The organism is Rhizobium sp. ERR 1071 (assembly GCF_007828675.1).
Classification (GTDB): Bacteria; Pseudomonadota; Alphaproteobacteria; order Rhizobiales; family Rhizobiaceae; genus Rhizobium; species Rhizobium dioscoreae.
This window is the reverse complement of record NZ_VITM01000011.1, coordinates 177,990-202,532: the sequence shown is the minus strand read 5'-3', so window position 1 is coordinate 202,532 and position 24,543 is coordinate 177,990. Positions and strand designations below refer to the sequence as shown.

At 60.5% G+C, this 24,543-nt stretch carries 20 protein-coding genes; 5 read left to right on the top strand and 15 right to left on the bottom strand.

Annotated elements, in window-relative coordinates; all coding sequences use genetic code 11:
- Positions 1-153: 153 nt before the first annotated feature.
- From FBZ99_RS27840 to FBZ99_RS27830, 3 genes are read right to left on the bottom strand one after another with little or no spacing between them, the layout of a single operon-like run.
- On the bottom strand, positions 154-1,275 hold the full coding sequence (locus tag FBZ99_RS27840; protein ID WP_113354302.1) for a mandelate racemase/muconate lactonizing enzyme family protein: 1,122 nt from the start codon (positions 1,273-1,275) through the stop codon (positions 154-156).
- 21 nt (positions 1,276-1,296) lie between these two features.
- A complete protein-coding gene (locus tag FBZ99_RS27835) occupies positions 1,297-2,796 on the bottom strand; it encodes an aldehyde dehydrogenase (RefSeq protein WP_145636128.1) in 1,500 nt (499 codons plus the stop codon).
- A gap of 1 nt (position 2,797) precedes the next feature.
- Positions 2,798-3,943 carry an iron-containing alcohol dehydrogenase gene (locus tag FBZ99_RS27830; protein ID WP_145636126.1) on the bottom strand — a complete coding sequence of 382 codons (1,146 nt, stop codon included), beginning with the start codon at positions 3,941-3,943 and terminating at the stop codon, positions 2,798-2,800.
- 116 nt (positions 3,944-4,059) lie between these two features.
- Here FBZ99_RS27830 and FBZ99_RS27825 point away from each other — a divergent pair, with 116 nt between their 5' ends.
- Together FBZ99_RS27825 and FBZ99_RS27820 are read left to right on the top strand one after the other, a co-directional pair.
- Complete coding sequence (locus FBZ99_RS27825) at positions 4,060-4,962, top strand: LysR substrate-binding domain-containing protein (RefSeq protein WP_145636123.1); 903 nt, start codon at positions 4,060-4,062, stop codon at positions 4,960-4,962.
- A gap of 377 nt (positions 4,963-5,339) precedes the next feature.
- Complete coding sequence (locus FBZ99_RS27820; RefSeq protein WP_210248399.1) at positions 5,340-5,750, top strand: type II secretion system protein GspG; 411 nt, start codon at positions 5,340-5,342, stop codon at positions 5,748-5,750.
- A gap of 88 nt (positions 5,751-5,838) precedes the next feature.
- On the opposite strand, the gene FBZ99_RS27815 is transcribed toward FBZ99_RS27820, so the two are convergent.
- From FBZ99_RS27815 to FBZ99_RS27790, 6 genes are all read right to left on the bottom strand, one after another.
- Positions 5,839-6,246: a F0F1 ATP synthase subunit epsilon gene (locus FBZ99_RS27815; RefSeq protein ID WP_095436050.1), complete on the bottom strand. Its 408-nt coding sequence runs from the start codon at positions 6,244-6,246 to the stop codon at positions 5,839-5,841.
- Positions 6,247-6,323: 77 nt separating this feature from the next.
- Positions 6,324-7,754: a F0F1 ATP synthase subunit beta gene (atpD, locus tag FBZ99_RS27810; RefSeq protein ID WP_069613407.1), complete on the bottom strand. Its 1,431-nt coding sequence runs from the start codon at positions 7,752-7,754 to the stop codon at positions 6,324-6,326.
- 24 nt (positions 7,755-7,778) lie between these two features.
- Positions 7,779-8,663 carry a F0F1 ATP synthase subunit gamma gene (locus FBZ99_RS27805; RefSeq protein ID WP_015341388.1) on the bottom strand — a complete coding sequence of 295 codons (885 nt, stop codon included), beginning with the start codon at positions 8,661-8,663 and terminating at the stop codon, positions 7,779-7,781.
- A 29-nt stretch (positions 8,664-8,692) separates the two neighbouring features.
- Complete coding sequence (gene atpA / locus FBZ99_RS27800; protein ID WP_113333649.1) at positions 8,693-10,222, bottom strand: F0F1 ATP synthase subunit alpha; 1,530 nt, start codon at positions 10,220-10,222, stop codon at positions 8,693-8,695.
- Positions 10,222-10,788 carry a F0F1 ATP synthase subunit delta gene (locus FBZ99_RS27795; protein ID WP_145636121.1) on the bottom strand — a complete coding sequence of 189 codons (567 nt, stop codon included), beginning with the start codon at positions 10,786-10,788 and terminating at the stop codon, positions 10,222-10,224. Before FBZ99_RS27795 ends, atpA begins: the two co-directional genes overlap by 1 nt.
- A 261-nt stretch (positions 10,789-11,049) precedes the next feature.
- Positions 11,050-11,433 carry an AGROH133_08824 family phage infection protein gene (locus tag FBZ99_RS27790; RefSeq protein ID WP_145636119.1) on the bottom strand — a complete coding sequence of 128 codons (384 nt, stop codon included), beginning with the start codon at positions 11,431-11,433 and terminating at the stop codon, positions 11,050-11,052.
- Positions 11,434-11,690: 257 nt separating this feature from the next.
- Here FBZ99_RS27790 and FBZ99_RS27785 point away from each other — a divergent pair, with 257 nt between their 5' ends.
- Positions 11,691-12,746 (top strand): nucleotidyltransferase family protein, encoded by a 1,056-nt coding sequence (locus FBZ99_RS27785; protein ID WP_145636117.1) that lies wholly within the window; start codon positions 11,691-11,693, stop codon positions 12,744-12,746.
- 2 nt (positions 12,747-12,748) lie between these two features.
- Here the strand turns inward: FBZ99_RS27785 and FBZ99_RS27780 are convergent, their stop codons facing one another.
- The 3 genes from FBZ99_RS27780 to FBZ99_RS27770 are packed head-to-tail and all read right to left on the bottom strand — an operon-like array spanning position 12,749 to position 17,136.
- Positions 12,749-14,980 (bottom strand): primosomal protein N', encoded by a 2,232-nt coding sequence (locus FBZ99_RS27780; protein WP_145636115.1) that lies wholly within the window; start codon positions 14,978-14,980, stop codon positions 12,749-12,751.
- Positions 14,981-15,029: 49 nt separating this feature from the next.
- On the bottom strand, positions 15,030-16,166 hold the full coding sequence (locus tag FBZ99_RS27775; RefSeq protein WP_145636113.1) for an AAA family ATPase: 1,137 nt from the start codon (positions 16,164-16,166) through the stop codon (positions 15,030-15,032).
- A 25-nt stretch (positions 16,167-16,191) separates the two neighbouring features.
- Positions 16,192-17,136, bottom strand: a complete 945-nt coding sequence (locus FBZ99_RS27770) for a GNAT family N-acetyltransferase (protein ID WP_145636112.1) — start codon at positions 17,134-17,136, stop codon at positions 16,192-16,194.
- 247 nt (positions 17,137-17,383) lie between these two features.
- Between FBZ99_RS27770 and FBZ99_RS27765 the strand changes: the two genes are divergently transcribed.
- A complete protein-coding gene (locus FBZ99_RS27765; protein WP_113354440.1) occupies positions 17,384-18,319 on the top strand; it encodes a tyrosine recombinase XerC in 936 nt (311 codons plus the stop codon).
- A gap of 148 nt (positions 18,320-18,467) precedes the next feature.
- Positions 18,468-19,559: a TraB/GumN family protein gene (locus FBZ99_RS27760; RefSeq protein WP_145636110.1), complete on the top strand. Its 1,092-nt coding sequence runs from the start codon at positions 18,468-18,470 to the stop codon at positions 19,557-19,559.
- On the opposite strand, the gene FBZ99_RS27755 is transcribed toward FBZ99_RS27760, so the two are convergent.
- The 3 genes from FBZ99_RS27755 to lpdA all read right to left on the bottom strand — a co-directional run bounded on the left by FBZ99_RS27755 (position 19,543) and on the right by lpdA (position 24,531).
- The gene (locus FBZ99_RS27755) at positions 19,543-20,049 is read right to left on the bottom strand and encodes a DUF2867 domain-containing protein (RefSeq protein WP_173002600.1); all 507 of its coding nucleotides are present in this window, start codon (positions 20,047-20,049) and stop codon (positions 19,543-19,545) included. The genes FBZ99_RS27760 and FBZ99_RS27755 overlap by 17 nt on opposite strands.
- Positions 20,050-20,150: 101 nt before the next feature.
- Complete coding sequence (locus FBZ99_RS27750) at positions 20,151-23,012, bottom strand: M16 family metallopeptidase (RefSeq protein WP_145636108.1); 2,862 nt, start codon at positions 23,010-23,012, stop codon at positions 20,151-20,153.
- A gap of 112 nt (positions 23,013-23,124) precedes the next feature.
- On the bottom strand, positions 23,125-24,531 hold the full coding sequence (lpdA, locus tag FBZ99_RS27745) for a dihydrolipoyl dehydrogenase (RefSeq protein WP_145636105.1): 1,407 nt from the start codon (positions 24,529-24,531) through the stop codon (positions 23,125-23,127).
- Positions 24,532-24,543: the final 12 nt, after the last annotated feature.

Sequence of the window (24,543 nt, the reverse complement as noted above, 5' to 3'; positions counted from 1 at the left end):
ACTCCTCACCATCCTCAACGCCATCATTCGAGACGCAAGACCATGGCAAAACGCTTGACAGCAAAGACAGTCGCTCTCCCCGAGGGGAGAAGGGGGGCGCGGAGCCCATGCACCTCACAAGCCAGGCCTTGCCGCCTAATTCCGTAGGCGCCTTCAGATGCGCGTCGCCTTCAGCCGCTCCTCATCGAGAACGATGCCGAGGCCTGGTGCGACGCCGAGATCCAGCCAGCCGGCCTCGTGCTTGAGCGGCGACGCCATCGGATAGTCGCGACGAGCTTCGCTCCATTCCGGATTATCGTAGGGATATTCGAGCCAGGCTGCATCGGCAACGCCGGCGGTCAGATGCGCATTGGCGAGAACCCCGATGCCGTTCGTCCAGGAATGCGGCGTGAATTGCACGCCCGCCTCGCGCGCCTGATAAGCCAAACGCCGGCAACCGGTAATACCGCCGACAAGCGCGACATCGGGCTGAATGACATCGAAGGCACGCTCCTCGATAATATCGCGAAACTCGTAGAGCTCGCGCGTCATTTCGCCGCCGACGATCCTGACCGACGTTGCCTGTTTCAACTCTTTCATACCCTTGCGGTCGGAGCGGTGAAGCGGCTCTTCCATCCAGTAGACGCCGAGCCGCTCCAGCTCTTTCGCAACAGCAAGCGCATCCTTGAAGGTCCATGGCAAGGTTGTATCCCAGGGCATGCGCCAACCCTGATTGCAGTCGACCATCAGCTCCAGCCGGTCGCCGACGCGGGCGCGGGTCGCTTCCAGCGCCTTGACGTCCTCGCGCCAGCCGCCGCGACCGCCCGAGGACGAGGAGAAGCGCACCTTCATGGCCGGGAAGCCCTCGTCGATATAACGCTCGGCCTGATCGGCCATGGCAGATGGCTCGCGCAACACGCCGGAGGAGGCATAGAGCCGCACGCGGCTGGCGCGGCCACCGAGCATCCGCCAGACAGGCTCGCCGGTGATCTTGCCGGAGAGGTCCCATAGCGCCAGATCCATTGGCCAGCAGCGGCCATAATGGAAATTGATGTGCGACAGGACTTCATAATGCCGTTCGACATGCCGGGGATCCTGCCCGATGAACAGATCCTCATGCCCCTCGAAACCCTTCATCAGGTCGCCGGAGCCGATGCCTTCGCGACCCTCATCATCCCTGACGCGCACAATGGTCGCATCGAAATGCCGGCGCGGACGGCCATCCCAGCTCGCCTTGAACGCCGGATCGAGCGGCAGGCGGTGATGGGTGATCTCGATGGAAACGATCTTGCTCATGGTCATGCCTCCCCGCGAACCTCAACCGAACTGCTGCCAGATCGTCTTGTAATCGCAATATTTGTCGATCGCATGCACCGAACGGTCCCGGCCGAAACCGGACTGCTTGAAGCCGCCGAACGGCGTCGCGAAATTCGACATGTCATAGGTGTTGATCCACACCGTACCCGCATGGATCTCTTCGGAAAAGCGGTGGGCACGATCCATGTCCTTGGTGAAGACGGCGCCGGCAAGCCCATAGATCGTGTCATTGGCGATCTTCAGTGCCTCCTCCTCTGTATCGAAGGGGATGGCGGCGAGCACGGGGCCGAAGATTTCCTGCCGCGCGAGGCTCATGTCGTTGGTCATGTCGACGAAGACGCCCGGCGAGACATAATAACCGCCGGTCTCGCTCAGGACACGCTCGGCGCCGAAGGCACGCCGCGCCCCCTCCTTCTCGCCGGCCGCGATCATCGCCAGCACCTTGTTCATATGCTCTTCCTCGATCAGCGCACCAATCTGTGCCGAAGGATCGAGCGGATGCTTGAGCGAGATGTCCGAGCGGGTGACAGCCTCGATCTTCGCGATCAACTTGTCCTGCACCGAGCGCTGCACGATCAGACGGGTCGAGGCATGGCAGGTCTCGCCGGAATTATAGAAGCAGCCCCAGGCAGCGGCGACGGCAGCCGCATCGAGATCGGCATCTTCGAAGACGACCAGCGGTGACTTGCCGCCAAGCTCCAGCGCCACGCGTTTGACGTTCGATTGCGCCGCATAGCCCATAATCAGCTTGCCGACTTCAGTGGAGCCGGTAAAGGCGATCATGTCGACATCCATGTGCAGCGCCAGTGGCTTGCCGGTCTCTTCGCCATAACCCGTGACGACGTTGAAGACGCCAGCCGGCAGGCCGGCTTCGATCCCAAGCTCGGCAAGACGGATCGCCGAAAGCGAGGATTGTTCGGCCGGCTTTAGCACGACGGAATTGCCGGCAGCGATAGCCGGTCCCAGCTTCCAGGCATCGATGATCATCGGATAGTTCCAGGGCGTGATCGCCCCGACGACGCCGAGCGGCACCTTGCGCACCAAAGCCCGCGCATTCGGGCCGGTCGGCGCAATCTCGTCATACATCTTGTCGATCATTTCGCCGTAGAACTGGATGCCGTCGGCGCAGAGCCGCACATCGACACCAAGCGACGCCATGACCGGCTTGCCGACATCGATCGTCTCGAGCATGGCGAGTTCATCGCCATGGGCGCGAATGAGCTCCGCCCATTTCAGCATGATCTTCTTCTTCTCCAGCGGCTCCTTCTTGCGCCAGATACCGCTTTCGAAGGCGGCGCGGGCGGAGGCGACAGCGGCGTCGATATCGGCGGCATTGCCGCGCGCAAGCTCAGCGCCGGGCTTGCCGTCCATCGGCCGGATGCGAATGAAGGTTTCGCCCGAAGCGGCGGCTCGATGGGCGCCGTTGATGAAATGACGACCTTCTGGCTTGAGGCCGGACAGAACGCTCTCCCAATAGTCGCGCGTGTAATTCTTGGTCATCTCAAATTCCTTTCGGCAGCGCCATGACGGCGGCGGCAAACCGGTCGATATCGGCATCCGTCACATCACGGATCGTCGAGCGCCGCATGGGCTGGTTTTCGGTCGCGCGCATCTCGCGGGCGAGATCGGTTTCGTCGAACGGTTTGAACGCAGCCGGCAGCGCGCGCACGATGCCGCAGCGATCCATCCAGTCCGAGACGAAAGCGGGCAGATCGGCGGCGCTCTCGAGGCCGCAAGCCTTGGCTGCGGCGTTCAGATCTGCGGTATCGGCTTCGACGAGCCATGGCAGCGTCACTTCGAAGCCGAGCGCCGTCGCAAGCCCATGATGGACGGGACCGAGGCCTGCCAGCGCATGGCTGATATTGTGCGCGATCGCCGTGCCGCAATTGTCGATCGCAATGCCGCCAAAGCAGGAGCCAAGCAGCACGTCACCGCGAGCTGCCATATCGTCGGGCTGCTTGACGGTCGTCTCCAGCGCACCGGCCAGCAGCCGCAGCGCCTGATGCGCGTAGAATTGCGCGCCGAGATGCGTGTTGCGGTTCGTGGCTGCTTCAAAAGCATGGATGAAGGCATCGAGGCCGCACCATGCCGTCAGGCTGGCGGGCAGGGTCTTCGTCAGCGTGGGATCGAGGATGACGAGATCGGCCTTCGTCTCCGGACCCCAGATCCAGAGCTTCTTGCCCTCAGGCCCGGCAAAGATATTCGTCGCCGATGTCTCCGAACCTGTCCCCGCAGTGGTCGGGATCATGATCTTCTTCAGCGGATTTTTCGGCAGCGGATTGGCGGCCAGCGCGTAGTGCATGGGATCTTCGCCGGAGGCGATGCAGCAGGCAACGATCTTGCCGATATCGAGCGCCGAGCCGCCGCCGATGCCGATCACCATGTCAGCGCCCTGGCCTGCAGCGATCGCCCCATGCAGATGCGCAAGCTTCGGCTCGCCAGCAAAATCTGAAAAGACCTGCGTCTTCACGCCCGCTTCGGCAAGCTCGGCGCTGACCTTGGCAGCAAGGCCCGACTGCGCCAAGAAGGCATCGATCACCAGGAGAACGGTGCTGACGCAATCGAAGGATTTGACCGCAGCGGGAAGGCCAGAGAGCGCACCCTCGCCGAAATGAATGTCTGGGATGGCGGAAATGGAAAAGGACACGCAGGATCACCTTGGAGAAGCGGCTGATTTGATGTCATAATCCTGCATCACAATTTCAGATCTTCAAATCCGGGCAATTATCGGGAATATTGATGATCTGAAGTTATGGAGAGCCGATGCTAGAAAAAATCCCGCTTGAGGCCTTCCGCGTGTTCGATGCGGCCGCGCGCGCCATGAACTTCTCCCGCGCCGGCCGCGAGTTGAACATCACCCAGGCCGCCGTCAGCCGCCGCATCAAGGGGCTGGAAGATCATCTCGGCGCGACGCTCTTTACTCGGCGCGGCCGAAATCTGGCGCTGACACCGGACGGCGAGCGGCTATTCCAGCGCGTCCGCGCCACGCTGGAATATCTGGAAGAAAGCCTGGAGCCCTTTCGCACAGGAACAGGCGAAATCATCTCGATTGCGGCGAGCGGCTCGATCTCCCATCTCTGGCTCGGGCAGCGGCTGCGGGATTTCGGCAAGGAGAGCCCCGGCATCTCAGTCCGCCTGCTGACGACGGATGTGCACTCCGAACTCGCCTCGGAGAACAACGATCTCATCATTATCTATTCCACCGGCGAGCACCCGCGCTGGAGCCTGACGCCGCTCTTGAAGGAAGTGCTGGTGCCCGTCGCCTCGCCGGATTACCTGGCGGCCCGCGGTCTCGACCCGCAGGCACTGACGGCGGTCGACATTGCCGGGCTCGATCTCATCGACTACGAACGCGCCAATGCCCATTGGATCAGTTTCCGTCAATGGTTCGGCCGCGTCGGTGACCCCTTGAAGGGCAAGCTGCCGCGACCGCGCCTGTCCTTCTCGACCTACATCATGGCGGTGGAAGCAGCACTTAGGGGCGAAGGTATCGCGCTCGGCAGCCTCGGTCTCATAGAGGAATATCTACAAGCAGGCACCCTCGTCACCGTCGGCAACGACCGTGTCGAGAGCGGCTTTGGGTATTATCTCGGCGCACCGCGCTTCCGTTCGTTGTCTCCCGAGGCGGCGCAGCTGCACCGATATCTGCTAGGCGAGAATCGGTAGATCAATAACTGCCAACGCTTTGAAGCTGCAACATCGCATCCATGCTGGCATCCATGTCGAAAAACCATTCATTCGCTTCTTAGGTATATTGCAAGCAATCTAATTCGCGCCCATACAATTCGCATTGGGCTTTACTTCCGACACAACAAGCGAGCCTTTATCCCCCATTGGATTCGCAAGAGGTGCGGTTTCGTTATTGTCGCTCTGGCGCGAGGACATTTCATGACAGACAATCAGCCACGGCTTGGCCCGGCTCCTTATGTCATTGCTGGATTTTCGTTCTTTCCCCTCCTTGGTATTCCTTTCGGGATTACAGCGATTCTTTGGGGATTGCTGAGTAGGAAGAAAGGGGGGCGACTTTTAGCGATACTTGGTACGTGCGGAATCCTCGTTACCATCATCCTTATGGCAGTCTCTATTATAAGGGATTCGTCGAACGCGGCGGCATCGCTGATGACTTAAAAACGCGGCTCGCATCGCAGACGCTCAACACCTTAGTTCCGGCCGTAGAATTGTACCGATTACAGCATGGAACCTATCCAGCTTCCTTGGACGAACTGCAAAAAACAGCGGGAAAGAACAATGTAATTTTTATGAACGACCCGTTCCAATTCAGCGCATCACCAAGTCAGAACTTTTTCTATTATAAGCGCGTAGGTGTCGATCACTATTACCTTCGCAGCGTCGGTCCCGATGGCATCCCGTTCACGACCGATGATATCGTGCCTGATATTACCAATCCGTCGGGCAACTTGGGATTGCTGATCAATGAAACTCAGTCGCCGTGATGATTGTGTGACAGCTCAGCGAGTCGGCGAAAAACAAAAAGCGGCCCATAGGACCGCCTTCATCTCACTCATCACTATTCGGATCTCATCAATCCTGCGGGATCGAGCCGCGCAGATGCGAGAGTTCCATGATGAAGTGCTCCAGGCGCGACTTGTGCTCGTGATGCTCGGCATCTTCAAGCTCGGCCTTGGCGGCATTGATGCGGCGGTCCAGCTCGTCGCGGCTCATGTCTTCGACCGGAACAGCGGATTCGGCGAGCAGCGTGCAGCCGGTCGGTAGGATGTCGGCGAAGCCGCCGAAAACCACGTAGTCCTGCTTCTTGCCCGAAGCCGAATGCACCTTGACGACACCCGGCTTGATCGTGGTCATGGTCGGCGCATGGTTCGCCATGACGGTCATCTCGCCTTCGCTGGCGGGGATGACGACATCGATGACCTGTTCCGACAGCAGCAAGCGCTCCGGAGAAACCAGTTCGAAATTGAAATTGTCAGCCATGGCCCGTCACTTCTCGATTGTCTTATTCGCAAGGCAAGGGCGCGCGGACAAGGCCGCGCGCCGATGGATTGGCCTGATTAGGCGGCCAGCTTCTTGGCCTTTTCGATCGCTTCGTCGATCGAGCCAACCATGTAGAAGGCAGCTTCCGGCAGGTGGTCGTATTCACCGTTGACGAGGCCCTTGAAGCCCTTGATCGTGTCTTCAAGAGCGACGAGCTTGCCTGGCGAACCGGTGAAGACTTCGGCGACGAAGAACGGCTGCGACAGGAAGCGCTCGATCTTGCGGGCGCGGGCAACGGCCAGCTTGTCGTCTTCCGACAGTTCGTCCATGCCAAGGATGGCGATGATGTCCTGCAGGGCCTTGTAGCGCTGCAGCGTCGACTGAACCTTACGGGCAACTTCGTAGTGCTCTTCGCCGACGACCATCGGGTCGAGCATGCGCGAGGTGGAGTCGAGCGGGTCAACGGCCGGATAGATGCCCTTTTCAGCGATCGAGCGTGACAGAACGGTCGTTGCGTCCAGGTGGGCGAACGAGGTTGCCGGTGCCGGGTCGGTCAAGTCGTCGGCCGGAACGTAAATGGCCTGAACCGAGGTGATCGAGCCCGTCGTCGTGGTGGTGATGCGTTCCTGCATCTGGCCCATGTCGGTTGCGAGCGTCGGCTGATAGCCCACGGCCGAAGGAATACGGCCGAGCAGAGCCGACACTTCCGAACCAGCCTGCGTGAAGCGGAAGATGTTGTCGACGAAGAACAGAACGTCCTGGCCTTCATCGCGGAAGTTTTCAGCAACAGTCAGACCGGTCAGAGCGACGCGAGCGCGGGCGCCCGGCGGTTCGTTCATCTGGCCGTAAACGAGCGCGGCCTTGGAGCCTTCGCCGCCACCGTGCTTGTTGACGCCCGATTCGATCATTTCATGGTAAAGGTCGTTGCCTTCGCGGGTACGCTCACCCACGCCTGCAAACACCGAGTAACCACCGTGCGCCTTGGCGACGTTGTTGATCAGTTCCATGATGAGAACGGTCTTGCCAACGCCGGCGCCGCCGAACAGGCCGATCTTGCCGCCCTTCGCATAAGGAGCGAGCAAGTCGACGACCTTGATGCCGGTGACGAGGATCTGCGCTTCCGTGGACTGCTCGACGTAGGACGGAGCTTCCTGGTGGATGGCGCGCTTCTTGGAGGTGTTCAGCGGACCTGCTTCGTCGACCGGCTCGCCGATGACGTTCATGATACGGCCCAGCGTCTCGTGTCCGACCGGAACCGAAATCGGTGCGCCCGTGTCCTTGACCGGCTGACCGCGAACCAGACCTTCGGTCGAGTCCATGGCAATGGTGCGGACGGAATTTTCGCCGAGGTGCTGTGCGACTTCGAGAACCAGACGATTGCCGTTATTGTCGGTTTCAAGCGCGTTCAGGATCGCCGGGAGCTCGCCGTCGAAAGCAACGTCCACAACGGCGCCGATAACCTGAGTAACCTTACCGACAGAACCTGCGGGGGTAGCTGCGTCAGCCATATTCTTACCCTCTTTTCCCTAACCTCAGAGCGCTTCCGCGCCCGAAATGATTTCAATCAATTCCTTGGTGATCTGTGCCTGGCGCTGACGGTTGTAGTTCAGCGTCAGCTTGTTGATCATCTCACCAGCGTTGCGCGTCGCATTGTCCATCGCGCTCATCTTGGCGCCCATCTCGCCGGCGACGTTTTCGAGCAACGCGCGGAAGATCTGGACGGAGATGTTACGCGGGATCAGGTCCGCGAGGATCGAAGCCGCATCCGGCTCGTATTCGTAGACGGCGCCCTTGTGGGCTGCATCTTCTTCGACGACGGCGGGAGCCGAAGCCGGAATGAGCTGCTGTGCCGTCGGGATCTGGCTGATCACCGACTTGAATTCGGAATAGAACAGCGTGCAGACATCGAATTCGCCGGCTTCGAACATCTCGATGATGCGCTTGCCGATGGCGTCGGCATTGTCGAAACCGATGCGCTTGACGTCGCGCAATTCCTTGCGCTCGACGATCAGCGATGCGTATTCGCGGCGAAGGACGTCATAACCCTTCTTGCCGACGGTGAAGATCTTTACCGTCTTGCCTTCCGCCAGAAGCTTGCGGGCATGGTCACGGGCAAAACGCGAAATCTGCGAATTGAAACCGCCGCACAGACCGCGCTCGGCCGTGCAGACGACGAGCAGATGCACATCGCTCTTGCCGGTTCCGGTCATCAGCAGCGGCGCGCCGTCAGCATCGCTGACGGCAGCCGAGATGTTGGCCAGAACAGCGGCCATGCGCTGCGAATAAGGCCGAGCGGCCTCGGCCGCCTCCTGCGCACGCCGAAGCTTCGCCGCGGCGACCATTTTCATCGCCTTGGTGATCTTCTGCGTCGCCTTGACGGAGGCGATCCGGTTTTTCAGATCCTTGAGTGAAGGCATCCTTGGTCCGTCCTAGAGCTTGGGCCCGATTACGCGAAAGACTTGGCGAAGCTGTCGAGAGCAGCAGTGAGCTTACCCTTCGTCGCGTCGCTGATGGCCTTTTCGTTACGGATGGTATCGAGGATGTCCTTGCCTTCCGAGCGGAGGTACGACAGCAGGCCCTGTTCGAACTTGCCGACCTGAGCAACAGGCAGCTTGTCGAGGTAGCCGTTGACGCCGGCGAAGATCACCGCGACCTGCTCTTCCGTCTTCAGCGGCGAGAACTGCGGCTGCTTCAGGAGTTCAGTCAGGCGAGCACCGCGGTTCAGCAGGCGCTGCGTTGCGGCATCGAGGTCGGAACCGAACTGGGCGAAGGCGGCCATTTCGCGATACTGGGCGAGTTCACCCTTGATCGAGCCTGCAACCTGCTTCATCGCCTTGATTTGAGCCGACGAGCCGACGCGCGAAACCGAAAGACCGACGTTAACGGCAGGACGGATACCCTGATAGAACAGGTCGGTTTCGAGGAAGATCTGGCCGTCGGTGATCGAGATCACGTTGGTCGGAATGAAGGCCGAAACGTCGTTACCCTGCGTTTCGATGACCGGGAGAGCGGTGAGCGAACCAGCGCCCTTCTCGTCGTTCATCTTTGCAGCGCGCTCGAGGAGGCGCGAGTGCAGATAGAAAACGTCGCCCGGATAAGCTTCGCGGCCCGGCGGGCGGCGCAGCAGCAGCGACATCTGACGGTAAGCAACGGCCTGCTTGGAGAGGTCGTCATAGCCGATCAGGGCATGCTGGGCATTGTCACGGAAGTATTCACCCATGGCGCAGCCGGCAAACGGAGCCAGGAACTGCATCGGAGCCGGATCGGAAGCGGTCGCCGCAACGATGATCGAGTACTTCAGGGCGCCGCGCTCTTCGAGCACCTTGACGAACTGGGCGACGGTGGAGCGCTTCTGGCCGACGGCGACGTAGACGCAGAAGAGTTTTTCGCTGTCCGGACCGTTATCCTGGATGGACTTCTGGTTCAGGATCGTATCGAGGATGATCGCAGTCTTGCCGGTCTGGCGGTCGCCGATGACAAGCTCGCGCTGGCCGCGGCCAACCGGGATCAGAGCGTCGATGGCCTTGAGACCGGTCGACATCGGCTCATGAACCGACTTGCGCGGAATGATACCCGGAGCCTTGACGTCGACGCGCGAACGCCGGGTCGCGTTGATCGGGCCTTTGCCGTCGATCGGATTGCCGAGCGCGTCGACAACGCGGCCGAGAAGTTCCGGACCGACCGGAACGTCAACGATCGCGCCGGTGCGCTTGACGGTGTCGCCTTCCTTGATGTCACGGTCGGAGCCGAAGATAACGACACCGACGTTGTCGGCTTCGAGGTTCAGCGCCATGCCGCGGATGCCGCCGGGGAATTCGACCATTTCGCCGGCCTGAACATTGTCCAGACCGTAGACGCGGGCGATACCGTCACCGACGGAGAGAACCTGGCCGACTTCGGAGACTTCAGCTTCCTTGCCGAAGTTTTTGATCTGATCTTTCAGAATTGCGGAAATTTCCGCGGCGCGGATATCCATCAGCCGACCTCTTTCAATGCAAGCTTAAGGGTGGAGAGTTTGGTGCGAAGGGACGTATCGATCTGACGCGAACCGACCTTGACGATCAGGCCACCAAGGATCGACGGATCGACGGTGACGGCAATCGTCACGTCCTTGCCGGTGACGCCCTTCAGCGCCGCCTTCAATTCATCTTCCTGCGCAGGAGTGAGCGCATGGGCCGAGGTGACCTCGGCGGAAATCTCGCCGCGATGCTGGGCGGCGATGATGCGGAAAGCCTTGATCATGCCCGGCAGCGCAAAAAGGCGCCGGTTGCTGGCCACAAGCTTCAGAAAATTGGTGACATAGGCGCTAAAGCCGGCCTTCTTCGCCAGCACTTCGATCGCGCCGACCTGCTCTTCAGCCGAAAAGACCGGGCTGAGGACGAAGCGCTTCAGATCGTCGCTTTCATCGAGCATGGCTTGGAACCGATCGAGATCGGCTGCCACTGCCGGCACGGCACCCTCTTCAAGAGCCAATTCGAACAGCGACGAGGCATATCGTTCTGCAACGCCAGAAACATGCTGGGATGTGTCTGCCACGGGCACAAAATTCCCTGATTTCAACCCAAGAACCAAACTTCCGGGTGACGGAAGCGATATGCCCTTGAATTCGTTTTGATTTCCCCCAGAAATCAGCAGGAGCGCGCTCCTGCCTCATCCGAAATTCGGGGTTCGTCTAACATAGGATATTGAGACTCGCAACACGCGTATTCGACGAATACGCCATTCGGGCGAATTTATGATGGCAAAATTTAAAAAGCATGGGGATAGCACAGGCAAAAATGGCCGCGCCGGAGCGTTTTCGGCTCAAATATAGCCAAGACCATAGAGAAAAGGTAGCGCCGCAAGAATCGCCTGCACAACCAGAAGGAGAAGACTCAAAAATACACTGCCCCGATCGGACATGAGCGACAGGATGCGACCGAACGCCGCGACACCGAAGGAGGCGCCGAGCGCGAGATAGATCATCGGCTGCGCCAGGAGGATCGCCACCAGCCCGAAACCGACCATGAAGCCACCGGCCGAGCGCGCTTCCGCGTAGGCCTCCGACCGGCCCTCCTTCACCTGCAGCTTGAGGAAGCGGTAGGTGTAGCCTGGTGCGAACATCAGGAAAAGGCCGATCAGTGCCGTGACGGCAGCCGAACAATAGGCAAGCCGCTCGCCGAATTCTGTCGGAAAATAAAGCTCCATCGGTTTTCCTCAAGTCAGTCAAATCAAATCAATCACAAGGAGAAATCGACATATGACATGAAGCGCGGTGAGAGGGAATACGGTACGAAATGCGCGGGATGAACATGTATAAATATCGCAATTATATGAAAATATTTACATTATCCCTATTTTAGATTATTTTTGGCTGAAAAGGGATAATCCGGCATCGTTGTCAATTTCTTTGCTGGAAATGAGCTTATCCCTTTTCAAGGGAAAAATTTTCTGAAAGGGATAAATTGTTTCATTTCAGTGAATTAAAGAGCGATCAAATAAGGCAGACCATCGATACGGAGCAGGTATTCGAAACCTGGCTCGCCGTAAATGCCGAGCTGTCTCATCGATTTGCAGGCGCCATGGCATGGAAAACGGTTTCCGGACGCGACTACCTTTATCGCAAGGCAAAGACTGCATGGAAATCACTTGGCCCGCGCTCTTTCGACACTGAGCAAACTTACCACCAATTTCATGAGGGCAGAAACGAACGTCGACAGCGCCTGGCCACATTATCGACCAAGCTCGACGAAATGGCGGCCATCAATCGGGCTATGCGACTTGGCAGAATGCCATTAACAACCGCGCGTATTCTGCGGGCGCTCAATAGGGCCGATCTTATCGGTAGCGCTCTGGATATTGTCGGCACGAATGCGCTTTTTCTCTATGAGAGACTTGGCGGCATCAGGATCGACAGTGGCCTTCTCGCAACCGGCGACATCGATCTGCTTTTCGACGCGCGAACAAACCTCAATCTTTTGCGAAGGAATATCGGCGCGGAAGGGTTGATGGGTATCCTACGCACTGCCGACAAATCGTTTCATTCACTTGGTAAGCGGAGTTTCCGCGCCGCAAATAAGGATGGATATCTTGTCGACTTGATCGGCCCCATGCCATCGCATCCCATCAGCAATTCAAGGCCCGCCAGTATTGGTCAGAATGAGGATGATCTGGCCGCCGTCGAGATAGAGGGCCTGCAATGGTTAGTTAATAGCCCTAAGGTGGCAGCTATTGTCCTTGATGAACGCGGCTACCCCGTCCAATATACCTGCCCCGATCCTAGAAGTTTTGCCTTGCACAAGCTTTGGCTTTCACGCCGGGAAGATCGCGACCCCTTGAAGAAACTCCGCGATGAAGCGCAGGCTCATGCGGTCGCAAACATGATAGGCCGTTATCTGCCGCACCTTCGATTTGACGACCCCGTACTCGGCGCTATCCCGAAGGGCCTGCGAAAGCTGTCCCATGAGTTGGAACACACAGCGTCGAAGTCGCCAGACGATAAAATCGAACCGAATTGGTAACTTCATAAGAAGCTTTGCGGATCGATATCGAGCTGCACTTGCACGGAGCCGCGCTCTTTCGGTGATTGCGCCAGCATCGCACGCAGAAAGCCCTGCATGTCGGAATTGCGCCTGCCATGCACCAGCAGCCGGAAGCGATGGCGGCCACGTACCAGCGCGATCGGCGCTTCGGCAGGACCCAACACCGAAATGCCCGAAACCTGCGGCGCCGCATTGCGCATGCCGCGCGCATGGGTCTCGGCATCCTGCCTACTGTCGGCCGAAACGATGATCGAGGCAAGCCGGCCGAAGGGTGGCAAGATGGCCCTCTCCCGCTCCGAAATTTCGCGCTCGTAAAAGGCGGTGGCATCGCCGGATACGATCGCCTGCATGACGGGATGCTGCGGCTGGTAGGTCTGCAGCAGACCATGGCTCTTGAGACCGGTTCGCCCGGCGCGTCCCGTCACCTGCGACAGGAGCTGGAACGTCCGCTCGGCAGCGCGCGGATCGCCATTCGCCAGGCCGAGATCGGCATCGACGATGCCGACCAGCGTCATCAGCGGAAAATTGTGCCCCTTGGCGACGAGCTGCGTGCCGATGACGATATCGGCCTCGCCCTTGGCGATGGCGTCGAGCTCCAGCCGCAGCCGCTTGACGCCGCCCATGATGTCGGAAGAGAGCACGATCGTCCGCGCCTCGGGGAAATGCCGCTCCACCTCTTCGGCAATGCGCTCGACGCCCGGGCCGCAGGCAACGAGATGGTCGAGCGTGCCGCATTCGGGGCAGGCCTCCGGCGTGCGCTCGGCATAGCCGCATTGATGGCACTGGATCTGATTGCGGAAGCGATGCTCCACCAGCCAGCTCGAACATTGCGGGCACTGGAAGCGATGGCCGCAGACGCGGCAGAGCGTCAGCGGCGCATAGCCGCGCCTGTTGAGGAACAGGAGCGCCTGCTCGCCCTTGGCAACCGTCTTGCCGATCGCGCGGATCATCACGGGCGAAAGGAAGCCGCCGCGTTCCGGCGCATGCCGGCGCATGTCGATCAGATGCAGGTCGGGAAGAGCCGCATCGCCAAAGCGCGTCGGCAGGTGGATCGTCGTGTAGCGCCCGCTCTGGCCATTGACCTGGCTCTCGACCGAAGGCGTCGCCGATACCAGCACGACCGGGAAATCACCGATGCGGCCGCGCACTACGGCCATATCTCGCGCATTATAATAGACGCGATCCTCCTGCTTGTAGGCCGGGTCATGTTCTTCATCGACGATGATGAGCCCTAGATCCTCGAAAGGCAGGAACAGCGCTGAACGCGCCCCGGCCACGACCCTGACTTCGCCGGTAACGGCTTGGCGCCAGACCTTTTCTCGCATCTTCGGCGCAAGATCGGAATGCCATTCAGCCGGCTTGGCGCCGAAGCGATCCTGAAAGCGCTCCAGAAAACTTGCCGTCAACGCGATTTCCGGCAGCAGGATCAGCACCTGCTTGCCACGTCTCAGCGTTTCGGCGATGGCCTCGAAATAGACCTCCGTCTTGCCGGAACCGGTAACGCCATCGATCAGGGAAACCGCGAACTCACCCTTGCGTACATCGGCCAGGATCTCATCGGCCGCATCCTTCTGCGGCCCTTGCAACCGTGACGCGGTGAATTCCGGATCGGGCTTGGCGACGACGGGCGGCGGCGGCAGGAAGATGGTCTCGAAAATGCCCTGCGAAATCAACCCGTCGACGACACTGGTGGAGACACCGGCCGCATGCGCCAAGCCGAGCCGCGTCCACGAAAGCCCGTCGGCGGCAATCTCCATTACCTTGGCGCGCGCCGGCGTCATCCGTTCCGGCTGCCCGCCGATGAATCGCAGTCCCTCGACCATCGGTTCGGGATCGAAGGCGGCCGGCGCTCTCAGCGCCATGCGCGCCACCAACCCCGGCGGCGACAGCGTATAAGCGGCAACCCAATCGATGAAATCGCGCATATGCTTGCCGAGCGGCGGGCAATCGAACACATGGCTGATAGGCCGAAGCTTCTTCGGATCGACACCACCATCATCCTCGCCATCCCAGACCACGCCGATCACCTGCCGCGGCCCGAGAGGCACCTGCACGACAGAACCAGGCTCGACCGCCATGCCCTCGGGCACCGCATAGGAATAGGCCCGCGGCGCCGGCATCGGCACGAGAACGGGCACAGTACGGCTCATCACAGGCTTTGCAGGCGCCGCCTCGAAAAGCGCACCGAACAGATCGGAAGAATCTTTGCTCATTGCGCCAGACCATGCCCCGGACGGACGCAAAAGAAAACCCGGATTGCCGCTACTCATCTTCATCATCGATCTCGCCAGTCAGCCGCATGCCGTCGATCCAGGTGGAGCCGTCCTCACGGATCACCTGGCGCGGCTTCGCTCCACAGCGCTCGCGAACGACCTCGGCCAGACGTTCTGAATGAGTGACGATCCAGATCTGGCTCGTCTTTGCGGCCGCGGCGATCATGTCGGCAAGCGGCACCAGCATGTCGGGGTGCAGGCTCGCCTCCGGCTCGTTGAGCGCGATCAGCGGCGGTAGGCGATAGGACATCAGGGCTGCTGCAAGACCGAGGAAGCGGATCTGGCCATCGGAAAGTTCGCGCGGCTGGAAGATGCGGTTGGGAAACTCGGGCAGCATCAGGCCGAAATCCGCCATTTCCTGCGGTTCGGGCACAACAAGCCGCGCCCCTCCGAGCGCTGCGGCTAGAACCCGGTCCAGCTCCACGGTGTCTTCGCGCGTATGGACGAGGGTTGCGAAAACGGCGGCGATATTGGCGCCATCCTCGTCCAGCATGGGAGACGTCACGGCAAGGCAAGGCGCACGCAGCGGCGAGCCGCGATCGGTGCGGAAGCCGTGGTAGAATCGCCAGGCGTCGACGGCGCGCCGGAACGTGCCGACCTCCGGAAAATGACCGGCATCACCGAGTAATGCGACCGCGGTTTCGGAGGTCAGGGCGTTCTCCGGATGCGCCTGCATGCGGCCGCTCTCGCCGCGCACGGAAATGCCTGGCCCCTCGCGCTTCATCATCGTCACCGGCCGCCGCCCCGTCTCGACGGAAAGTTCCTCGGCCTTGACCTGCGGCTCCAATGGAAATCCGGCGGATGCCACGGGCGGCCGCATGCCCGCTTCGATCCAGTAGCGAAAGGTCGCCGCCCGCTCTATGTCGAGCAGTTCGACATCGAAGCGGATACGGGCGGACTCATGCGAACGCCGCTTGCCCGACCACATGGCCGAGAACATGCCGCCTTCGCTCGATATCTCGTGCGCCAGCCGCCCACGAACAGCAGCCTGCACCAGCTGCAGGGAGCGATAGAGATTGGACTTGCCGACACCGTTCTCACCGATGAACAGATTGACATCGGAAAGATCCATGCGGATCGAGCGCAGGGAGCGATAATTGCGGGCAAACATGGAGCGAAGCTGCATGCGGAGGGTTTAGCCGATTCCGATATTAAAGAGAATGCGAAACCAGAGGCTCGTCCTGGTTCGGAGGGACGAGCGGCGAGAAGGTTGCGTTTCCATCCGCCGCAAGATCGAAGACGGTGTGCCTCTCCAGCGCCTTCGTCACCTCGTTGACGTCGCCGTCCAGATGTTCGACGGGAATGAGATTGCCGACGAGGAAATCGAACCGGTCGCCGCGCTTGTTGAGCAGCTCGTGGAACACGGTCATGTCGCGCAGCTCGGTCGACCATTTGGCGAACCAGTAGAACAGGCCGGAATTGCGCGCCGTCAGATGCACCGGCAGGATCGGCAGATTGTATTTACGTGCCAAGCCCACGGCCGAGGTCTTCCACGGGCGTTCGTTCAGCCTGCCGTTCGCCCAGTAGGCGATGCGGCCGGACGGGAAGAGCACGGTCACCTTGCCCTCCGCCACGGCGCGGTTGGTCAGCTGCAGCGTCTCGCGCGTCTTTGGCTTGCTCTTATATTCCTCGCGCCACTCCACAGGGATGATCATCTCGGCAAAGCGCGGGTTGACGCGTACCGCATCGCGGTTGGCAAAGATCATCATATCGGGCCGGCGCGACTTCAGAAGATCGAAGACAGCAACGCCATCTGCAATGCCTGTGGGATGATTGCTGACGAGAATGAAGCCGCCCTTAGCCGGGATACGATCGGGATGGGTGACGCCGATATCGAGCCGCAGCAGATCGCTCATATATTCGAAGCATTGAAAGCCGGAGAGCTTGGCGACATCGTCGGCGAACTCGATTGCCTTGTTGTAGCGCAGCAGCGTGTAGAGAAATGGGCGCATGAGCGGCCAGAGCGGATTACGCACGATCTTTTGCCCGCGCTCGGCGATGAGAGTATCGACAATATGTCCGGGCTGGCCCTGAGACACCAAAGCGATCGCTTCTGCAAGTTGTCCCAGTGCAGTTATCGAGCCGCGGCGCGCCATGAAGTGTCCTGAATGGTTGGGAGATATTCTATCGCAATCGAATATGATCGAAGCATGACAAGCGCCTCGCATATGGAAGGCGAACCATCCGAGATCCGGAATCGACCCATATGCAGTTTCATTGAAGTCCAGCTACTCCCCGCAGCACGAAGGGAAAACGCGCCGGAAGCAGCGGGAAAATTAGCGATTCCATAACCTTCCTTCCTTCAAAGTGGCAGAAGGAATCCGAATTTCAAGGGGTTTTCCACTGAACGAATTATTGATCATCGCCGACTCCAGGTTGATGGCGGAACGCAACCGCTGGCTAGATGCACTTGGTCAGGAGCGGCGGCTCGCCGCCCACACGCTGAATGCCTATGAACGAGATACGCGGCAATTCTTGACCTTCCTCACCGGCCATCTCGGCGGTCCGGCAACGATCGAGGATATTCATGCGCTCCGTCCCGCCGACTTTCGTGCATTCCTTGCCGCCCGCCGCAAGGACGGCGCGGGCGCACGTTCGCTCGGCCGCAATCTTGCCGGGCTTCGCTCGCTGTTGCGCTATCTTGAGAAGAAGGGCCTTGTGAATGCCGCGGGTGCCGCTGCGGTCCGCTCGCCGAAACAGCCGAAATCGCTGCCGAAGCCCCTTTCCGACAAGCAGGCGATCACCGTCGTCAGTGACGAGGCGCAGCTGCACGAAGAACCATGGATCGCTGCGCGCGATGCCGCCGTGCTGACCCTGCTCTATGGCTGCGGTCTGCGCATTTCCGAAGCGCTGGATCTGAAACCGCAGGACTTTCCATCAGGAGCGACATCGCTGCGCATCACCGGCAAGGGCAACAAGACGCGACTGGTGCCGTTGCTTCCGATTGTTATCGAAGCGATCGATCAATATCGCAAGCTCTGCCCTTATCATCTCGAAACTGATGGCGCCCTCTTTCGTGGCGCGCGTGGCGGCAAGCTGCAGCCGGGCATCATCCAGCACGGCATGCAGAAACTGCGCGGCGCCTTCGGGCTGCCGGACACGGCAACACCGCACGCGCTTCGCCATTCCTTTGCCACTCACCTCCTGGCTGGCGGCGGCGATCTCAGAACCATCCAGGAACTGCTCGGCCACGCCAGCCTCTCGACGACGCAGGTCTATACCGGTGTCGACTCCTCGCGCCTGCTCGAGGTCTACGACCGCGCCCATCCCCGCGCGTAAGGCCGTCCACGCGCATAAGAAAAGATTAACCTCTCGCGTTAAGGGAATTTCCGCCTCCCTCGCGTAAAGCAGAACCATGTCCCGGCATGCCCTCCGAAAGCCGCTTTCCGGCATTAGCGGTCATGCTCTCTGCGAATGGAAGATTCTGATGATTTCTACCCTCGGGTCCAAGACGATGCGGTCGATGAAGCCGACGCTTGGCGATATGCTTCTCTGGCTTGCAACCGCCTTTCCGCTGATGCTTGCGGTGCTGTTGGTCGCGACTATACTGACGCTGCAGCCGGCTCATGCAGAAGGCGCTGTGTCGGACAGCTGCGGCGGCAAGGATCTGATGGCCGAACTTCAAAAGAACGATCCGGCGAAATACGCCTCCATCATCGCCGCCGGCGACAAGGTGGAAAACGGCAAGGGCATCTTCTGGAAGATCGAAAAGCCCGGCCTGAAGCCGTCCTGGCTGCTGGGCTCCATGCATGTTTCGGATTCGCGCGTGCTCACCATGCCGAGGGGCGCTGCAGACGCCGTTGCATCAGCCGATACAATCGTTGTCGAATCGGATGAAATTCTCGACGACAAGAAGGCCGCCGCTGCCCTCTTCGCCAATCCTTCACTCACCATGCTCACCGACGGCTCGACCATCAGCCAGCATCTGTCGCCCGAAGACAGTGCCCGGCTGGAAGCGGGCCTGAAAGCGCGCGGCATTGCGCTCGCCGCGGTTTCCCGCATGCAGCCCTGGCTGATCTCGAGCTCCTTCGAGATGACGGGCTGCGAGGTTCGCCGCAAGACGGCCGGTGCGAAATTCCTCGACCAGAAGCTGGCGGGCGATGCCGCGGCCGAGGGCAAGAAGGTCGTTGGCCTCGAAACGCTGGCAGAGCAGGCCAAAGCCATGAGCGATCTGCCGATCGCGCTTCATCTGAAATCGCTGATGCAGACGCTCGAACTGGGCGACAAGATCAACGACGTCAATGAAACGATGACAGGCCTCTATCTCGCCGGCAATATCGGCGCGATGATCCCGATGCTGAAAGTGATCGAACCGGACCAGAAGATCACCGATGCCGATACCGCCGCCTTCGAACAGCGCATCATCCTCGACCGCAACAAGGTCATGGCCGAGCGCGCCGCGCCGGTTCTCGACAAAGGCAATGCCTTCATCGCCGTTGGTGCGCTTCACCTCGTCGGCGATCAGGGTCTCGTGTCGCTGCTACGCAAGCAGGGCTTTACTGTCACGGCGGTAAACTGACCGCTCGCAACCGCTTGCCAAGATCGGCAAGCATCGTCGCGACGATCAGCCGGTGGAATGGCGTGATGATGGCGAGATAGATCCGACCCAGCAATATGTTCCGCCGGACGAGCGTCGTGGCATCGACTAGCCGACACCCCTGGTCGTCATCACGCACGTCGATAACGACCCGAAAATCGAGATGCCGATCGTCGAACCCGAGCACGACCTGATTGTCGGACTTGCTGACGACGGGAAAGAAGCCGATCTTTTCCAGCTCCTGTGCCCGAAGGTCGCTGCTGGATTTCAAGCCGAACAAACTGGTTATCGCATCGCGCACTCGTATCAGCAGCCGCGCCCAAAGCGGAAAGCGGCTGAGCATCGCTCGGGCGGCGGCAATGGCCGTCAGATCCGAGTTCGGGATACTCAGTTCGTAGCAGTCAGCCCAATCGGCATCCGGCAGCGCTGGATGCGGCATTAGGGGCTTCACCATCAAAGGCCTTGCAGACATGATTTCATCCGCCTTTATTCGACGGCTGCAGACTACCACACATTGCAATGCTACCCGACCAACAAAAGCCGGCTGCGGCAATTTGGCCGGCAGATAATGGCCTAACGCACGGCCGATCCATCCGCCGGCAATATCTTCAGCCGCCAGGAGGCATCAGGCTTCAGATAGGTTGTTGCGATGGCGCGGACATCCTCGGCGGTCACGGCTTCGTAGCCGCTGATACTCTTGCGAATACGGTCGAGACGCCGAGGATCTCTCTGAGCATCGCGAAGATTCTGAACCCAATAGCCGTTGGTCTGTTGCGAGCGCTTCACCGCTTCGATGATCGGAACCTTGGCCCGCGTCAGCTCATCGGGCGAAACATCTCCCTGACCGAGATCGGCGGCGATCTTATTCACCAGCTCAAAGAAGTGATCCACCTTGGCGGGTGTGGTTTCGACATAGAGATAGGCAAAACCATAGCCGGGGATCGACCTCGACAGATCGACCTCGCCCTGAGGGCTGTAGGTGGCGCCCTCGGCGATACGGAACTGGTCGATTAGGCGGTTCTGCAGGATCGCCCCGGCGACATTGGCAGCGGCAGCACGCGGCAGATCCGAAAGGAAATCGCCGATCGGCATGGCGACGGCTGCACCGGCGCTGTCGCTGCGCCCATCGTGAAGGCGCACGACCGGATCGGTCGTCGGTGCCGGAAAATGCACGCCGGAACCGTCGCTCTGTTTCCCTTCGTCGCCGCGAACCGGCAAGGCGCCGAAGGTCTGCGCGGTCAAGCGAATGACGTCGTCGGCCTCGACATCGCCGGCGATGATGACCTCGATCGGCCCCTTCGAAAGAGCGGGCTGCAGGAGGCCCTCGAAATCTTCCGGCTTCGCATCCATCAACTGCGTCCGGTCCGGAAATGCCCAGCGCGGATCGCCAGAATGCAGGAGGCCCGAAAGGTCGCGGCCGACCACGCTGCCTGGCGTCGCCTGAAGCTGGGGAAGCATGTTCAGATAGGCTTGCTGGACTCGCTTGAAAACATCCGGACGATAGGCCGCATCGGAGACGTAAGCCGTCAGCAGCTGCAATTGCGTTTGCAGATCGCGCGGCTGCGTCGTACCTTCGAATTTGAAAGCGGCATCCTGAATGGCGAAATCAATGCTCACGACCTTCGCGGCAAAAGCCTTCTGCATGTCGTCATAGCCAATGGCTTTCAGGCCGGATAGCGGCAGAGCCGGCGCCGCCCAAATCGGCAGCGGGCGGTCGTTCGGCAGGTCCAACCGGCCACGGCCGACCTCAGCCCGCACCAAAACCTCGTCAGCGCGATATTTCGTCGGCTTAACGGTCAGGCGGACGCCATTGGCGAAACGCACCATCGTAACGCCGAGATCATCGACCGTACGGCGTTCGACGATATCGCCGGGCTTGCCGAAATCGGTGTAGGGCCATGCGACCGAAGCCGTCTGTTCCGGCGCCTTTACCGCCACGGCGCGAGATTCGGCATAGGCTTTCTCCACAGCGGCATCGCCGCCCTCGAGCATTTGCGGGATTTGCAGCACCAGCTGCGGACCATTGCCGGTAAAGACGCGCTGAAGAACCTGGTTGACCTCTTCCGCCCGCAGGTCTTTCATCGCGGCATCAAACAGCGCCAGATCGTCCGCAGGCGAGGTGAAAACCATGTTTTCACCGACGCTCCAGTTGAGCGAACCGGCAATATCCGGGCTCGTGCGCGTCGCGGCACCGCTCGCGACTGCCTGGAGGGTGGAGCGATATTCGGCGATTTCCCTGTCGATCTCGCTCTGGTTGGCACCGAACTGCGCAATGCGGCGCTGCTCCTGATCGATAGCGGCCAGGGCAGCCTGCCACTTCGCGGGATCGCTATCGGCGGAAACCATCGCCACATGGGCCGATTTCAGCAGATCCTGCGCACCGGCCTGCGCGCTGACGAAGGGCGGATTGGGCTGCTGTGCCAAAACTGACAGGCGCCGGTTGAGAACGGCGAGGCCGATATCCTCCACCAGCTGCGAGCGGCGCTTGGCAGCCGTATCCGGCGATGCGTCGTAGGCCCGTGTCCAGGCAAGCTGCACGCGGGTCGCGCCAGCCGGCACGATGACCGTCCCGACGCGCTCTCCATGGCTTTGGAGAGTGCCGAGATCAGGGTCTGCGGGTGCAGGTGCGGCGGGGACCCAATTGCCGAAGCGGTTACGGATATCGGCTTCGATGGCGGCCGCATCGATATCGCCGACGACAATTAGGGTGGCGCGATCGGGGCGATAATAGCTGCGGTAGAAATCCCGCAGCAGATCGACCGGAGCGTTGCTGATAATATCGGTCTTGCCGATGGGCGGACGCTGCGGCACACGCTGCCCTGGCAGCAGCTGCGCAAGCAAACCGGTCCCGCCACGGTATTGCGGCGTGTCGCGCAGCTTCTCTTCCGAAAGGATGACGCCGCGCTCGCGGTCGAAGGCGCCGGCATCGAGCGTCAGTTCGCTCGCCGTCTCGCGCATCAGCATCAGGCCGGTCGAAACCGTCTCCGGATTGGCTTCCGGCAGATCCAGCGCATAAACAGTTTCGCCATAGCTCGTCGACGCATTGGTATCCGCGCCGAAGGCAAGACCGAGACGCTGAAGGGTGCGCACCATTTCGCCTTCCGGCACATGGGTCGAGCCCTTGAAGGCCATATGCTCGAGGAAGTGCGCCAGACCCTGCTGGTCGTCGCGCTCCTGCAACGAGCCGGCACCGATGCGGAAGCGGATCGCCACCTGGCCGGCGGGTGTCGCATTGTGCATGACGGCATAGCGCATGCCGTTCGGCAAAGTCCCAAAGCGAATCCCCTGCTCCGCCGGCAGATCGCTTGCCGCCTGAGGCCAGCTGGCGACAGGCGTTTCCGCATAGGCGGGAGCCGCAACGGTAACGAGGAGTGCGAGCGCTGTCGCAACGAAAAGTTTCAGGGATAGGCGGCCGGCTGGGTTTTGACGTGACATGCTTGCTTTGTTGGTGAGAACGTTTGGATGATGCGATGCACGGGAGCCCGTACATCGCATCATCAGGCAAGCATTGCAATCCCGGCGCTTGTCACGCCGGGACGGTCCAATCTTACATATGGATCGGCTTGAAGAAGGTCGCGAGCGCGGCTTCCTTGACAGCTTCCGACATTGTGGGATGCGCGTGGCAGGTGCGGCCGAGATCCTCCGACGAGCCGCCGAATTCCATCAGCACGGCGATCTCGTGGATCATCTCGCCGGCGCCGAAGCCGACGATATGGCCGCCGAGCACGCGATCGGTTTCCTTGTCGGCGAGGATCTTGACGAAACCGTCCGTCGCCAGCATGGCGCGGGCGCGGCCGTTGGCGGAGAACGGGAACTTGCCGACCTTGTAGGCGATGCCTGCAGCCTTCAGCTCTTCCTCGGTCTTGCCGACGGAGGCGACTTCCGGCTGCGTATAGACGACGCTCGGGATGACGTCGTAGTTCACATGGCCGGCCTGGCCAGCGAGGATTTCCGCAAGCGCCACGCCCTCATCTTCCGCCTTGTGGGCGAGCATCGGACCCTTTACGACGTCGCCGATAGCATAGATGCCGGCGACGTTGGTCTTGAAGTGACCGTCGATCTCGACGCGGCCGCGATTATCGAGCGCCACGCCTGCTTCTTCGAGGCCGAGGCCTGCCGTGTAGGGCTTGCGGCCGGTGGCGACGAGAACGACATCGGCATCGAGCACGACCTTGTCGCCGCCCTTGACCGGCTCGAAGGTGACCTTCGCGCCATTGCCGGTTTTTTCCACGCCGACGACCTTGGCGCCGAGATGGAACTCAAGACCCTGCTTGGCAAGCATGCGCTGGAACTGCTTGGAGACTTCGCCGTCCATGCCGCCGAGGATGGTGTCGAGATATTCGACGACGGTGACCTTGGCGCCGAGGCGCGACCAGACCGAGCCGAGCTCGAGGCCGATGACGCCGCCGCCGACCACGATCATCTTGCCCGGCACCTTGTCGAGCGCGATGCCACCGGTCGAGGAGATGATGACCTTCTCGTCGATCTCAAGCGGAACGCCCGGAATGCCGGCAACGTCGGAGCCGGTGGCGATGACGATATTCTTGCCTTCGATCTCGGTCACCTTGCCGTCTTCGGCCGTGACGGAAACCTTGCCGGCCGAAACGATCTTGCCGGTGCCCTGGAAGGCATCGATCTTGTTCTTCTTGAAGAGGAAGGCGACGCCGTCGACGTTCGACTTAACCGTTGCATCCTTGTGCGCCAGCATCTTTTCAAGATTGAGCTTCGGAGCGGCGACTTCGACGCCGAGGGTATCCATGCCATGGCCGGCATGATGGAACACTTCGGAAGCGTGCAGCAGCGCCTTGGACGGGATGCAGCCGACATTGAGGCAGGTGCCGCCATAGGTCGCGCGCTTTTCGACGACCGCGACCTTCAGGCCGAGCTGCGCTGCCTTGACTGCGCAGACATAGCCGCCGGGGCCGGTTCCGATAATGATCACATCGTAGGACATGTTTTAATTTCC